Consider the following 15779-nt stretch of genomic DNA (forward strand, 5'->3'; position numbering starts at 1 on the left):
CAACTTCACTCCTTATATGTCTATATAACTATATGATAACAGTACAAAAGTGTTTTTTTCAAATAAACGATACGGCCATTAAACCTTTTCGTTTAAAAAAGCATGGAATAAGGCTTCAACAGCCGAAGCTGCCGTTATTTCGCCAGCAATCACCTCATTTTCCAGCTTGGGCAGTTTCAATTTAACTGCCTCATGATGGAAAAAACTGTATTGAAGCTGATCCGTAATCATCGAATAAAGCCAATCCCTCTGCTGCCCTTTTCTTCTTTCCGTAAAAACGCCTGTTGATTTCCCTGTTTCTTCAAATCTCTTGATTACATTCCAAATATCCCTAATACCCTCACCATTTAAAGATGAACACGTATAAGCCTTAGTTGACCATCCTTTGGTAGCAGGCTGGAGAAAGTGAAGAATACGGTTGTACTCTTTTCTTGTCTGCTCCGCTTTCGGTTTATTCGGCCCGTCCGCTTTATGAACAATAATCGCATCAGCCAACTCCATAATCCCCTTCTTCATCCCTTGTAATTCATCACCCGCACCAGTTAATACAAGGAGCATGAAAAAGTCGACCATATCTCTGATAATCGTTTCGCTTTGACCGACACCGACCGTTTCAATTAAGATGACGTCATATCCGGCGGCTTCACAAATCAGCATGGCTTCCCGCGTTTTCCGGTGCACCCCGCCAAGCTTCCCAGCGGTTGGTGACGGGCGGATAAACGCTCTTGGATGTCTTGATAATTGCTCCATCCTCGTTTTATCTCCAAGGATGCTTCCACCCGAGATACTTGAAGATGGATCAATAGCTAGTACGGCAACCCTTAGACCTAACCCACAAAGGAACATACCAAATGCTTCAATAAAGGTGCTCTTTCCTGCTCCAGGGACTCCGGTAATTCCAATCCGAATGGAATTACCGGTCTGGGCTAGAAGTTTTTGGAGAAGTTCTTGCGCCTTATAGAAATGCTGTTCAGCATTACTTTCAACTAGAGTAATGGCGCGAGCTATCTGGCTCCTATTTCCCGCTATTACCCCATCATATAATTCTTCGACTGAGGGCTCGCTCGATTTTCGTTTTTGAAAACGGATATTTTTTTGAATAGAAGCAGGCTGCCCCTCCTGGATTTGCCCTTTACGGATAATGCTCGAAAACTTATCAGGTTCGTTAGGGTCGTTCCATTCTGGTTTATTATCACCGTCCATTTACAGTGCCACTTCCTCATAACCAAGCTGTTTATAAATCTCTTTGATTACCTTTTGAGCTGCGACAGGAATAATGGTACCAGGCCCGAAAATGGCGGCAGCACCGTTATCGTATAAGAATTGATAATCTTGGGCTGGAATCACCCCGCCGATGACAATCAAGATGTCCTCCCTGCCAAGCTTCTTTAATTCACTGGCAAGCTGTGGCAGCAATGTCTTATGCCCAGCAGCAAGTGAGCTCATGCCAATTACATGGACATCGTTTTCAATGGCCTGCAACGCCGTTTCTTCAGGCGTTTGAAATAATGGACCGATGTCAACATCAAAGCCAAGATCCGCAAACGCAGTCGCAATCACTTTGGCGCCGCGGTCATGTCCGTCCTGACCCATTTTCGCGATTAGAATCCTTGGTCTTCTGCCTTCATTTTCAAGGAATTCATCCGTCATATTTTTCACCTGAATGATTTCTTCTTCATTGGTAAACGCCTGGCTGTATACTCCGCTAATGGAACGGATTACCGCTTTATGTCGGCTGGCCACTGTTTCGATAGCGTCAGAAATTTCCCCGAGCGTCGCTCTCACTCTAGCCGCCTGAACCGCGAGTGCTAACAAATTCCCTTCCCTTGTTTCCGCAGCTTTCGTTAAGGCGATTAATGCCTCTTTTACCTTTTCATCATCACGGCTTGCTTTTAAGGAATTTAGTTTTTCGATTTGTTTTAAGCGGACCGCAGTATTATCAATATCTAAAATATCAATAGCTTCTTCCTTCTCAAGTCGATAACGGTTTACACCGATGATCGTTTCTTTACCTGAATCAATTTGAGCCTGCCTTTTTGCAGCTGCTTCTTCAATCCGCATTTTTGGAAGTCCAGTTTCAATGGCTTTCGCCATGCCTCCAAGGTTTTCAATTTCTTCAATATGATCCCAGGCTCTTTTTACCAATTCATCGGTAAGTTTTTCAACATAAAAAGATCCCGCCCATGGGTCAATTACTTTCGTAATGCCAGTCTCTTCTTGTAAGAACAGTTGAGTATTCCGGGCAATCCTTGCAGAAAAGTCCGTTGGCAAGGCAATTGCTTCGTCAAGGGCATTTGTATGCAATGATTGAGTATGGCCCATTGCTGCTGCATGCGCTTCAATTAATGTTCTTGTTACATTGTTAAACGGATCCTGCTCGGTCAAGCTCCATCCGGATGTTTGGGAATGAGTTCTGAGTGCCAATGATTTTTCATTTTTCGGATCAAATGATTTCATCATTTTGGCCCAGATAAGGCGGGCAGCCCTCATTTTCGCTACTTCCATGAAATAATTCATGCCGATTGCCCAGAAAAAGGACAGTCTTGGAGCAAATGAATCGATTTCAATTCCGGCTTTCAAACCCGTTCTGACATATTCCAATCCGTCCGCCAGTGTGTAGGCTAATTCTAAATCAGCAGGTGCCCCTGCTTCCTGCATATGGTAACCGGAGATACTAATGCTATTAAACTTTGGCATATACTTGGACGTATATTCAAAGATATCTGCGATAATTTTCATCGACATCTCAGGCGGGTAGATATAGGTGTTCCTGACCATGTATTCTTTTAAAATATCATTTTGAATGGTTCCGGAAAGCTTCTCCTGGCTGACTCCCTGCTCTTCAGCCGTGACTATAAAAAAGGCCAAAATCGGAAGAACAGCCCCATTCATGGTCATCGAAACAGACATTTGATCGAGTGGAATACCATCAAATAACGTTTTCATATCGAGAATAGAATCAATCGCAACTCCAGCTTTACCAACATCTCCCACTACTCGTGGATGATCTGAATCGTAACCACGGTGCGTAGCTAAATCAAAGGCAACCGAGAGGCCCTTTTGCCCCATCGCTAGATTTCGGCGGTAAAAAGCATTGCTTTCTTCTGCTGTTGAAAACCCCGCATACTGTCTCACCGTCCAAGGACGATTCACATACATCGTTGGATAGGGTCCACGGGTATATGGTGGAAGTCCTGGCAGGTCATCGATATGCTCCAAGCCTTCCCTGTCTTCTTTTGTATAAATAGCTTTTAAGTTGATTTGTTCATTTGTTTCAAACAATAAATCATCGATAGTGGCATGAATCTCTTTTTCAGCTTTTGCTTGCCACTCCTCTTTTGTGATAAAGTTTTGCTCATCAAACAATGATATCTTTTGAAAATCAGGCTTTTGCTTTTTCAATCGGACCCACCTCCAAATCTGATAGGATTGAAGCGACTGTTTTGTAACAGTTGCTTTTCACATGGATGAATTGCGCAATTCCTTCATTTTTCCACGCTTCTTGGTTATCATTATCCGGTAGACCTGCTAAGAAAAATGTTCGATTTGGAAATTCTACCTTTAAGGCTGATAGGATTTGGTGACCCATCCATTCATATTGTTCATTCGTACCGCAGAAGCAAGCAAAATTTGTGTTTAAGCCAGCTACAAATTCTCTAGCTTCTTCGAGGTTGAAGATTGGCGTACTATTGACAGCTTGTATTCCACCTGCCGCTAGAAAGCCTTTCATAAAATCAAGTCTTGCTTTGTGCTGCTTTAATTCACCAAGACAAATCATCCCGACAGATGCAAATGAGCCTGTTTTTTCCTCAATTAATTTAGCCTTATATCTAAGTTCTTCAAAGGGCTCTGATAGTCTCCTCTTCGGGATTTTCTCAATGCTAAACGAATCTGTCGTACTGATAAGGATAGTCTTTTGGATAGGCTTTTTCACAGGAATCATTTCGTCAAGATTGGCGTATACATTCGTACCGATAATACTTTGTTTTCTTGATTGGATATCCGTGTTTCTTTTTTCAAAAACGGCGGCTATTTCCTGTTGAAGCCAATTTGATTTCACGGCTTCATGAATCCCGCCCATGACATCAATTTGCTGGAAGAAACTCCAAGCCTTTTCCGCAAGCTGATTCGTTAGAGTTTCTATATACCAAGAGCCTCCTGCAGGGTCTACCACCTTTTGTAAATGGGCCTCTTCTTTTAAAATAAGCTGGATGTTGCGGGCAATTCGATCAGAGAAGGCATTTGAACCGGTAATTTGATCAAACGGATCCACCTGTATGAATTGCACTCCTCCTAAAACGGCGGCAAATGCTTCATTGGCTGCACGTAGGAGGTTAACATGCTTATCCGTTATCGTCTTTGTAAAAGCGGAAGTCTTAGCCGTAATATGCATTCTGGCTGATTCACCATTAGCACCATATAGTGTTGTAATTCGGTCCCAGATGACTCTTGATGCCCTCAGCTTCGCGGCCTCCATAAAAAAGTTGCTGCCGATTGAGAATTGAAAGACCATTTTGTTCAAAATCGAATCGATGTCCAATCCTTTATCGATCAGCATTTGTAAATAATATACTCCTGTGGCGGCCGCAATCCCAAGCTCTTGGACTGCGTTTGCCCCTCCATTGTGGTAGGGAGTTGTATCTACGAGAACTGTTCTTAATTGCGGGAAGGTATCATGTGCTTCCTGAATATCCACTGACCATGTTGCTAGGAATTCTTCTGAGGTTTCCCCCGCTTGGACAAATAGAGAAATTGGATCATTGGCAATATATCCGGTTACATTATCTCGTTCACTTATTTGACTTGCTAAGCTTTTTAAGAACTCCTTTTGGAGCGTTTTCGAATTGATCGCAAAAGGATATTTTTGATATAAATCTGCCAAACTTTCAGATTCGCAAAACTCTTTATTAAGCTCAAAAGAAATAGCGGTTTGTCCTTTTCCTATAGCTTCCTGGAGCTTAAGGGTAAGCTCATTAACTGTTCCAGCATTAATGCGTTGGGCCACCTTCCATTCATTTGTGACATATCCTAACGCGTTAATCCCTCTTCTTGAATCTGAACCACCCGGATAATTCGGGACAGAAAGCACATCCTCGCGTGAATAAAGCGGTTTCAAAACAATGTTTTCATATGTAGGGCTTTTTAATGACTCAATCTTTTTACCTTTTAAGGATTGCTCGGCTTTTTCTTCCCAATCATGAATCGATTTTGAAGGAAAAGTTTGCTTCTTTAGTTGCTCCACACCTCTCATCTCCCTTCCGAAAAATAATGATTAAAATTGCATAAAATTCAATTAATTCTATTTTAGGCTAGAAAAGTATTTCTAGCAATGAAAAATAACCGCCGCCTTATTAGGCAGCGGCTAATTTTTAATAAATAGATGTATTTGATTTTGAAGTATTTTCAATGATTTCTTTTACGCTTGCGAGGAAGCGGCCGCAAACTAGGCCGTCCAATACCCGATGATCTAATGACATACATAAATTCACTATGTCTCGGACAGCAATCATGCCATTATTCATGACAACTGGTCGCTTCACAATGGATTCCACTTGAAGAATCGCTGCTTGCGGATAATTAATGATTCCCATCGATTGAACAGAACCAAAAGATCCTGTGTTATTAACAGTAAACGTTCCGCCCTGCATATCCTCTGAACGAAGTTTTCCGGTTCTTACTTTAACAGCAAGTTCGGATATTTCACGTGCAATTCCTTTAATGGTTTTCTCATCAGCATTTTTAATAACCGGAACAAATAAAGCATCATCCGTTGCAACGGCGATTGAAAGATTAATGTCTTTCTTCTGGATGATTTTATCGCCAGCCCACATCGAGTTAATTTGCGGAAATTCTTTTAGAGCTTGAGCCACTGCTTTAACGAAGAAAGCAAAGAAGGTTAAATTGAAACCCTCTTTTTTCTTGAACTCATCCTTAAGTGCATTTCGGTATTCGACAAGATTCGTCGCATCCACTTCAACCATTGTCCAGGCATGTGGAGCTTCATGCTTGCTGCGCAACATATTTGCCGCAATTGCTTTGCGAATGCCAGTGACAGGAATCTCGACGTCCCCAGGGGCAACTGGAATATTTACTGCAGGGGCTACCGCTTGTGTTGGAGCAGAAACAGGCTGCTGAACCGCCTCTTTCGCTGCGGGAGCTGCTGGCTGCTGTGGTGCTTCCACTTTTTGCCCTGCAACAGGAATCGTTCCGGACTCGATTAATTTTAATAAATCCTTTCTGGTGATCCGTCCGCCAGCCCCGGTGCCTGACACCAGCGTTAAATCAATACCATGCTCCTGAGAAATTTTAAGAACAGCTGGTGAATAGCGAGCTTTATTTCCTTGATCGGCATCGGCAGGAGCCGTTACTGCTGCTTCCGTTTTTTGTTCAACTGGTTTTTGTTCACCAGCATTGCCGCCTTCAATCTCAATCGTACAAATGATTTCTCCAACAGCTAATGTATCGCCTTCTCCGGCAATCAGCTCTTTAATTACACCTGTAAAGGAAGAAGGCACTTCCGCGTTTACTTTATCTGTCATAACCTCAGCAAGAGGGTCGTACTTATTCACTTTATCGCCTACAGAAACGAGCCACTTACTAATTGTACCCTCAGTAACACTTTCGCCTAACTGCGGCATTTTAATTTGTTCAATTGCCAATGGTGAAACCTCCTTAATGCAATTCAATTCCATTTGAAAAATTAATATTCAGCCAGCTCGCGCATTGCTTTTTCCACTTTATCAGGATTGACCATAAAGAATTTCTCCATTGTTGGTGAATATGGCATTGCTGGTACATCAGGGCCTGCCAATCGCATAATTGGTGCATCTAATTCAAATAAGCAATTCTCGGCAATGATGGCAGACACTTCACTGATAATGCTTCCTTCTTTATTATCCTCTGTTACTAGCAGCACTTTTCCTGTTTTTGAAGCGGCCTCAATGATGGCTTCTTTATCAAGTGGATAGACGGTTCTCAAATCAAGAATATGTGCTGAAATTCCATCACTAGCTAATTTTTCAGCTGCTTGAAGTGCAAAATGAACGCAAAGTCCGTATGTAATAACGGTGATGTCATCCCCTTCACGCTTTACATCGGCCTTTCCAATTGGCAATGTATAATCATCAGTCGGAACTTCACCTTTTATTAACCGATAAGCCCGTTTATGCTCAAAGAAAAGTACTGGATCATTGTCACGAATCGCTGCTTTTAATAGCCCTTTAACATCATATGGAGTGGATGGCATAACAATTTTTAAGCCTGGCTGGTTCGCAAACACCGCTTCAACCGATTGGGAATGATAGAGTGCACCATGCACACCGCCGCCATAAGGCGCTCGGATCACCATTGGGCAATTCCAGTCATTATTTGAACGGTAGCGAATTTTAGCTGCTTCCGAAATAATTTGATTAACCGCAGGCATGATAAAATCGGCAAATTGCATTTCCGCGATTGGACGCATTCCGTACATGGCTGCACCGATTCCTACACCAGCAATCGCAGATTCAGCAAGTGGCGTATCAATAACGCGTTCTTCTCCAAATTGTTCATACAAGCCTTGAGTGGCTTTAAACACGCCGCCCTTAACCCCTACGTCTTCGCCTAGGACAAATACCTTTGGGTCTCTTTCCATTTCCTCACGAATGGCCATTGTTACCGCATCAATATAAGAAATTACCGCCATGCTAGATTCCCTCCGCATAAACATATTTCAACGCTTCTTCAGGTGCAGAATACGGAGCATTTTCGGCATAATCAGTAGCTTCATTCACCATTTTCATCACGCGGTCGTTGATCTCTTTTTCTAATTCATCATTCAAGACTCCAGTTTCTTTTAAATAAGCACCAAAGGTAATGATAGGATCTTGTGTTTTTGCCTTGGCCACTTCATCCGGAGCACGGTAGGAACGGTCATCATCATCAGAAGAATGTGGAGTCAAGCGGTAGGAAACGGTTTCTACCAAAGTAGGACCTTCGCCGCGTCGACCGCGGTCAGCTGCTTCTTTAACCACTTTATACACTTCTAATGGATCGTTTCCATCAACCGTATAGCCTGGCATACCATAACCAATGGCACGATCAGAAACTTTTTCACAGCCCAATTGCTTTTCAATTGGAACGGAAATCGCATATTTGTTATTTTCACACATGAAAATGACCGGAAGTTTATGAACACCGGCAAAGTTTGCGCCCTCATGGAAGTCTCCTTGGTTAGAAGACCCTTCACCAAACGTAACAAAGGTAACAAGGTCTTTTCTTTCCATTTTTCCAGCTAGTGCAACGCCTACAGCGTGTGGAACTTGAGTTGTAACCGGAGAAGAGCCTGTGACAATCCTATTTTTCTTTTGACCAAAATGTCCAGGCATTTGCCGGCCGCCTGAGTTTGGGTCTTCTGCTTTTGCAAACCCAGAAAGCATTAGTTCTTTCGCAGTCATACCGAATGTTAACACTACTCCCATATCACGGTAGTATGGGAGTACATAGTCCTTCCCAGGATCAAGCGCAAATGCAGCACCAACTTGTGCGGCCTCCTGCCCTTGACATGAAATAACAAAAGGTATTTTACCTGCGCGGTTTAATAACCACATCCGTTCGTCAATACGACGAGCTAAAAGCATAGTTTCATACATTTCTAATACTTTTCCGTCGCTTAGACCCAATGCTTCATGGCGCTTTTCTACCTTTTCTACCATTAATTTCTTACCTCCCGAATGTTCGTAAAAATAAATCTTTACTTATGAATGAATTGCTTTTCCGTCCACTGCGAGCGCAGCTTCTCCGATTGCTTCAGATAATGTTGGATGAGGATGAATTGTATGTCCGATTTCCCATGGTGTAGCATCTAATACCATTGCAAGCCCCGCCTCAGAAATCATATCGGTTACATGCGGACCAATCATATGCACCCCTAGAATATCATTGGTCTCTTCATCAGCAATAATTTTAACAAATCCATCTGATTCCCCAAAAACTAATGCTTTACCAATTGCCCGGAATGAAAACTTTCCAATCTTTACTTTATAGCCTTTTTCCTTCGCCTGATCTTCCGTAATTCCTACACTAGACACCTCTGGATTACTGTAAATACATCTTGAAACTAAATTGTAATCAAGATTTGCCGGATCTTTCCCTGCAATATGTTCAACCGCAATGATTCCTTCATGTGATGCTACATGGGCAAGCTGTAAGCCGCCAATGACGTCCCCAATTGCATAAATATGTGATTCCTTCGTTTGGAAAAATTCATTTGTTATGACGAAACCTTTTTCCACTTGTATTTCGGTATTGTCTAGCCCAATTCCTTCTGTATTTGCTTGACGTCCAACTGAAACAAGAAGTTTATCCGCTTTAAATTCTTTTACAGACCCTTTTACCTCTGCAGAAATGGCAACCCCGTTATCCTTAACAATTGTTTCAGGAAGGACTTTGGCGCTCGTGACGAGTTTAATTCCTTTTTTCTTCATTAACCGTTGCATTTCTTTTGAGATTTCTTTATCTTCTGTTGGAATAATTCGTTCTGCATACTCGATTACCGTTACTTCAACTCCGAAATCTGATAGCATTGATGCCCATTCAATACCTATTACACCGCCGCCGACAATAATAATCGAGTTTGGCAACTCCTCAAGCTGTAATGCCTCGTCAGAAGACATTACATACTCCCCATCAATTTCAAGTCCAGGAAGAGTCCTTGGTCTTGAGCCAGTTGCAAGAATCACGTTTTTAGGAATGAGCATTTCATTTTCGGTGCCATTATTCATTTCGACTGAAATTGTACCCGGCATCGGTGAAAAGATGGATGGCCCTAATATACGTCCAAGTCCCTCATAAACATCTATTTTCCCCTGCTTCATTAAATGCTGAACACCTTTATGAAGTTGATCAATAATTTTATTTTTTCTTTCTTGAACTTTGGTAAAATTGACAGATACCTCACCTGTCACAATACCAAAATCTTCACTATGCTTTGCTGTTGCAAATACTTCGGCACTTCTAAGGAGTGCTTTGCTTGGTATACAGCCCTTATGGAGGCATGTTCCCCCTAATTTTCCTTTTTCCACAATTGCCGTTTTTAACCCTAGCTGAGAGGCGCGAATAGCAGCTACATAACCGCCTGTTCCACCGCCAAGAATGACCAAATCATATTCTTGTGCCATTTATATTTCCTCCCCAAAATATCCTTAAATTTTTGCTGTAGTAAATTTTCCAGGATACACTTTTTCTTCTTCTTCACCACGCAGAACGCGGAGTGATCCTTCAGCTAATGCTTTTAGTTCATTTTCACCAGGGTGTACAATAACATCGGCAATCCAATTAATTCGATCGGAGATTGATTTTACAAAATCCTTACCGTAGGCAAGACCGCCTGTTAACACAATCGCATCTACTTTGCCAGCTAAAACGCTGCTTGCTGCTCCAATTTCTTTTGCAACCTGGTAGGCCATAGCATCATAAATGAGCTTTGCTTCTTTATCACCTGCTGCAATTCTTTGTTCCACTTGAACAGCGTCATTAGTTCCAAGATAGCCGACAAGACCGCCTTGGCCAACTAATTTTTTCATAATTTCTTCCCGGTAATATTCGCCGGAAAAACAAAGGGCTATTAAATCCCCCGCAGGAACAGTTCCGGCACGTTCAGGGCTAAAGGGGCCATCTCCATGAAGGCCATTGTTTACATCCACAACTTTACCTTGTTTATGAACACCAACGGTAATCCCGCCGCCCATATGTGTCACAATTAAATTCAACTCATTGTATTTTTTCCCTAATTCTTTCGCGATCCTTCTTGCTACTGCTTTTTGATTTAAGGCATGAAAGATACTTTTTCTTTCAATTAACGAGAATCCAGAAATTCTCGCAATCGGATCTAGTTCATCTACGACAACTGGATCTACTATGTAGGATGGAATATTTAGTCCAGCTGCAATTTCATAAGCGATAATTCCACCGAGGTTCGAGGCATGCTGACCTGCGTAACCGGACCTTAAGTCTTTAAGCATTAAATCATTAACTGCATAGGTTCCACCTTCTATTGGACGCAGTAATCCGCCACGGCCGCAAACGGCACTTAATTTGGAAATATTAATTCCTTCTTTATCCAGTGTTTCCAAAATAGTGGCTTTTCTAAAATCGTATTGATCAATAATATTTGAAAAAGAATTGATTTTTTCTGCTTCATGACGGATTGTTTTTTCAAAAATGGAAATTTCATTATCGAAGACTCCGATCTTGGTGGATGTCGAGCCTGGATTGATGACGAGAATTCGATACTCTTTATCTGGCAACGTATTAACCTCCAAATTTATTTCGCTTTATGAAAGGCAAAGACGCTGAATTTCCATTCAGCGTTCTTCCCCTAACCTTTTTTTCACAAATATTGCTTATCTTGAAATTCTATGACTTAGAATATGATGACCATTTTGCAAAAATTGGCTTCTGGAATTACGGATTTTGGAAATTCTCTCTTCTGCCATACGGTCAGCTGCAACATAGGTTGGAATGCCATCGCGTTTTGAAATTTCGATTACTTTTTCGATTGTTGAATATAACTGCTCAACTTTTTTCATTGCGCGTTCTTGGTTGTATCCATAAAGCTCATCCGCAACATTAATGACACCCCCAGCATTAATAACATAATCCGGAGCATAAACAATACCCATCTCATGGATGATATCACCGTGACGAGTGTCTTTTAATTGATTATTTGCAGAACCCGCAATAACTCTTGCCTTCAGCTGTGGAATCGTATCGTCATTAATCGTTGCCCCAAGAGCACAAGGAGCATAAATATCACATTCAACACCATATATTTCATCAGGGTCTACCGCACGTGCACCAAATGCTTCCACAGCCCGGTTTACTGCCTCTTTATTAATATCTGTTACAATAAGCTGTGCGCCTTCTTGATGTAAATATTCGCAAAGTGTGTAAGCTACGTTCCCTACACCTTGTACAGAAACCACTTTCCCCTCAAGTGAATCAGTGCCAAAAGCTTCTTTGGCTGCCGCTTTCATTCCGCGGTAAACACCGAATGCCGTTACCGGTGATGGATTTCCTGATGAGCCAAATGCAGGTGAAATTCCCGTTACAAAATCTGTTTCCTCATGAATTAAATCCATATCAGCAACGGTTGTACCAACATCTTCGGCTGTGATGTATCGGCCATTTAGCCCTTGGATATAACGGCCAAAGGCACGGAACATTTCTTCATTTTTATCCTTTCGAGGGTCACCGATGATAACTGTCTTACCACCGCCAAGATTTAATCCTGCTGCTGCATTTTTATAGGTCATTCCTTTTGCAAGACGAAGAGCATCTTCAATGGCTGCTTCCTCAGATTCATATGTCCACATGCGGGTTCCGCCTAATGCTGGCCCAAGGGTTGTATCATGAATAGCAATAATCGCTTTTAATCCTGACTGCTTATCTTGGCAAAATACCACTTGCTCATAATCATATTTCTCTAAGTACTTGAAAATTTCCATGTTCATATTCCTCCTCGAATTTTAACCGTCTATTTTGATACGCAGCATAGCGCTAACGCAAGAGAATATAGTTTGCTTTCCGCAGAATCAGATCTTGAAGTCAGCACAATCGGTGCTTTAGCTCCTGCGATTACTGCTCCAACCTTAGCGTTTGCAAAATAAATTAATGATTTATATAGTACATTACCCACCTCGATCGTAGGTACCAATAAAATATCCGCCTTGCCAGCCACTTCACTGCGAATTCCTTTATGTTCTGCCGCAAGCTCTGAAACCGCATTATCTAATGCCAATGGGCCATCCACAATACAGTCAGATATTTGACCGCGTTTATTCATTGTGGTTAATGCAGCGGCATCCAATGTAGCTTGCATAACAGGATTCACTACTTCAACGGCAGCAATCGGCGCTACTTTCGGAATGTCAATGCCAATTGATTTGGCTATAGTAACAGCATTTATTGTAATTTGTGCCTTCTGTTCTAAATCTGGAGCAATATTCATCCCGGCATCGGTAACAATAGTAAAACGGTCATAACCAGGAACTTCAAATACCGCTACATGTGATAAAACATTTCCTGTTCTCAGTCCATATTCTTTATTCAAAACTGCTTTTAATAATGTACTTGTAGGAATATTCCCCTTCATCAATACATCAGCTTCTCTGTTAAAAACAGCCTTGACTGCTAGTTCAGCAGCAGATGCGTTAGTATTTGCATGGACAATCACCAGATTTTTAGTATCTTTTGTATCGTGTCTTTTCACTTCCAAAATGGTATTGATTTTTTCCTTATCACCAAATAGTATGAAATTTGCGAGATTTCGGTTAAGAGCATCCAAAACAGCATCAATAACTTCTTCATCCTCTGCAGCTGCAACTGCTATTGTTTTGGCACTAACCTGGGTTGCTTTGTCAATTAGTGATTCAAGCAACAAGTTGTCATCAACCCCTTCTCCTATTTCTTCCACTCCGTTATTATATATTGCAAGTTCCGTGCCAAACTAAAAACTTATGAAAACGCTTTATTTATCATTTCATAGCACGCAATATTTTTCATACCGTGAAATTTATTGCGTGAAATTCTTTTCAAGATTGAATTTTTCAAGCTTGTAATATAAATTCCTAACGGACAAACCGAGAGTTTTAGCCGTTAATGTTTTATTCCCTTTCAATCGGCTCAGTGTTTGTTGAATAATATTCGCTTCATACTCTTCTAACATCTCGGATAGGGAACGATCTAATGTAAAGGAATCACTAGGATAGATGGAATGTAGTTCATTTCCTGAATTTTTATTTTTTAATTCAGGCAAGTGTTGAACATCAATGAAGGTTTCATAATAATTCATAAAAATAATCGCTCTGCCAAGAATATTTTCCAATTCCCTTACATTTCCCGGCCAATTATACCCCATCAATTGTAGTAAAGCGGCCTGGGTGATTCCTTCAACATTTCGCCCATAATCCCGATTAATTTTTTGAATCAGCCTCTCACATAATAGGGGAATCTCATCCTTTCGTTTTCTTAACGGAGGGATGTGGATCGGCATGCGGTTTAATCGATAATATAAGTCTTCCCTAAACGTTCCTTTGGCAATACCCTTTTCCAAATTGACATTTGTTGCAGCAATGATCCTTACATTGATGGTGATAGGCTTAGTTCCACCAACGCGGATGATTTCATTTTCCTGTAGCACCCTCAGCAATTTTGCCTGGGTATTAGCAGAAAGCTCACCGATCTCATCAAGAAAAATACTGCCATTGTTCGCTTCTTCAAAAAAGCCTGTCCTTCCTCCCCTAATCGCACCAGAAAAGGCTCCTTCCTCGTAGCCAAATAATTCGCTTTCAAGTAAAGATTCAGATAGAGCGGCACAATTAACACGAATAAATTTGTTATATTTACGATCACTAGCATTATGTATTGCATGGGCAAATAATTCCTTACCCGTTCCAGATTCCCCACGAAGGAGAACGGTGGCAGGGGTTTTAGCTCCAAGCTTTGCCTGTTCGATTGCCAGAGTCATTTCTTCTGATTGACCGATAATATCTTCAAAGGTATATTTTGCCTCTAGCTTACGAATCAACTGCCTAGCTCGATTTAATTCTCTGCTCAGCGATTTCATTTCTGACATGTCATGGATAACTCCAACACTGCCTTTTAATTTTCCCTTTACAATAATCGGGGCCACATTTACGATTACTTCTTTTTTGTTCGGCCCTACCCTCATAGCTACTCCTCGGACCGCTCTTCTTGTTTGAAGGACCTTCATATGCATACTTTCGCCCTCAGAGATATCAGCAGTGGCTGGCTGCCCAATAACCTGTTCTTGAGTAAGACCAGTAATACGTGTATAGGCAGGATTAATCATAATTCCACGGCCATTTTCATCCACAACTGAAATCGCATCGTCACTGGAATGAATGATGGCTTGCAGCATAGTTTGTATTTCCTTTAAATCCGTAATTTCTTCAGCAAGATTCACGACTTCTGTAATATCCTTAAAAACAGCAAAAGCGCCTATTAGTGTTCCATTCTCTTCAATAATAGGAATGCGCGTCGTGATAATCTTTTTTCCATTAATCAAAAGCATTTCTTGATTAGATTCAATCCTTCTTGTTTCAAGAATATGCGGCAGTCGGCTATGTGGAATGACTTCAACTACAAATCTCCCTATTGCCTGCTCTTTCTTGACGTCCATAATTTCCTCAGCACGTCTGTTAAATAATATAACCTTGCCAAACTTATCGATGACTACCATCCCATCATTAGTAGCATTAAAAATTAATTCCTGCTGATAGGATTCATTTTGATGTTTTTCGATTAGCTCCTCTTTTTCCTCCATAAGCCTTGCAACGAGAAAGGCTACGCTACCGGGTATCAAAACTGTTTTCTTATTTTTAACATCTCTTAGTGCTTGAAAAACAGCATCATTCCCTGTTACTTCAATAATAATATCTATATTTTCAGTAATAAAAGGCTGCCAATCCGTCCCCGTTTTTATTCCCTCTCGTTGGGCCAATAAGATACCCGGGGCATCTAAATTTCGGTCAACAACAGCAAAAACGTTTAAAACTTCGGATTCAGTTAGTATTTTTAGGATCGCTGTACCACCCTTGCCTGCCCCTACAATCAAAACTTTTTGCATTTTTTCCGCCCCTTCAAAAACAGAAATTTTTTTCATCCCATTATAGGAAAAATATGCAACTTTTTTCAGTATTTATTTTATACTCAATATCGTATCTTGACAAATTTCGGCTATGTAATACTATTTTCATGAGATATAATCAAGATAGGCT

11 protein-coding genes are annotated in these 15779 nt (G+C 41.2%); all 11 read right to left on the reverse strand.

Annotated features, from left to right (window positions below):
- Positions 1-78: 78 nt before the first annotated feature.
- Positions 79-1203 carry a methylmalonyl Co-A mutase-associated GTPase MeaB gene (gene meaB / locus ABES02_RS25915; RefSeq protein WP_430140650.1) on the reverse strand — a complete coding sequence of 375 codons (1125 nt, stop codon included), beginning with the start codon at positions 1201-1203 and terminating at the stop codon, positions 79-81.
- Complete coding sequence (gene scpA / locus ABES02_RS25920; protein ID WP_430140651.1) at positions 1204-3402, reverse strand: methylmalonyl-CoA mutase; 2199 nt, start codon at positions 3400-3402, stop codon at positions 1204-1206. It lies immediately after the preceding gene.
- The gene (locus ABES02_RS25925; RefSeq protein WP_430140652.1) at positions 3383-5251 is read right to left on the reverse strand and encodes a methylmalonyl-CoA mutase family protein; all 1869 of its coding nucleotides are present in this window, start codon (positions 5249-5251) and stop codon (positions 3383-3385) included. The genes scpA and ABES02_RS25925 overlap by 20 nt, the downstream gene beginning before the upstream one ends.
- Before the next feature lie 118 nt (positions 5252-5369).
- Positions 5370-6659, reverse strand: a complete 1290-nt coding sequence (locus ABES02_RS25930; RefSeq protein WP_430140653.1) for a dihydrolipoamide acetyltransferase family protein — start codon at positions 6657-6659, stop codon at positions 5370-5372.
- 41 nt (positions 6660-6700) lie between these two features.
- A complete protein-coding gene (locus tag ABES02_RS25935; protein ID WP_430140654.1) occupies positions 6701-7684 on the reverse strand; it encodes an alpha-ketoacid dehydrogenase subunit beta in 984 nt (327 codons plus the stop codon).
- Position 7685: 1 nt separating this feature from the next.
- The gene (locus ABES02_RS25940) at positions 7686-8693 is read right to left on the reverse strand and encodes a thiamine pyrophosphate-dependent dehydrogenase E1 component subunit alpha (RefSeq protein WP_430140655.1); all 1008 of its coding nucleotides are present in this window, start codon (positions 8691-8693) and stop codon (positions 7686-7688) included.
- Positions 8694-8735: 42 nt separating this feature from the next.
- Positions 8736-10157, reverse strand: a complete 1422-nt coding sequence (lpdA, locus tag ABES02_RS25945) for a dihydrolipoyl dehydrogenase (protein ID WP_430140656.1) — start codon at positions 10155-10157, stop codon at positions 8736-8738.
- A gap of 24 nt (positions 10158-10181) precedes the next feature.
- Positions 10182-11285 (reverse strand): butyrate kinase, encoded by a 1104-nt coding sequence (gene buk / locus ABES02_RS25950; RefSeq protein ID WP_430140657.1) that lies wholly within the window; start codon positions 11283-11285, stop codon positions 10182-10184.
- Positions 11286-11381: 96 nt separating this feature from the next.
- Positions 11382-12491 (reverse strand): branched-chain amino acid dehydrogenase, encoded by a 1110-nt coding sequence (bcd, locus tag ABES02_RS25955; RefSeq protein WP_430140658.1) that lies wholly within the window; start codon positions 12489-12491, stop codon positions 11382-11384.
- Positions 12492-12514: 23 nt separating this feature from the next.
- Positions 12515-13420, reverse strand: a complete 906-nt coding sequence (gene yqiS, locus ABES02_RS25960) for a phosphate butyryltransferase (RefSeq protein WP_430140659.1) — start codon at positions 13418-13420, stop codon at positions 12515-12517.
- Between the two features lie 132 nt (positions 13421-13552).
- On the reverse strand, positions 13553-15628 hold the full coding sequence (locus ABES02_RS25965; protein WP_430140660.1) for a sigma 54-interacting transcriptional regulator: 2076 nt from the start codon (positions 15626-15628) through the stop codon (positions 13553-13555).
- Positions 15629-15779: the final 151 nt, after the last annotated feature.

Source organism: Neobacillus pocheonensis, from assembly GCF_050477905.1.
Lineage (GTDB): Bacteria > Bacillota > Bacilli > Bacillales > Cytobacillaceae > Neobacillus > Neobacillus pocheonensis_A.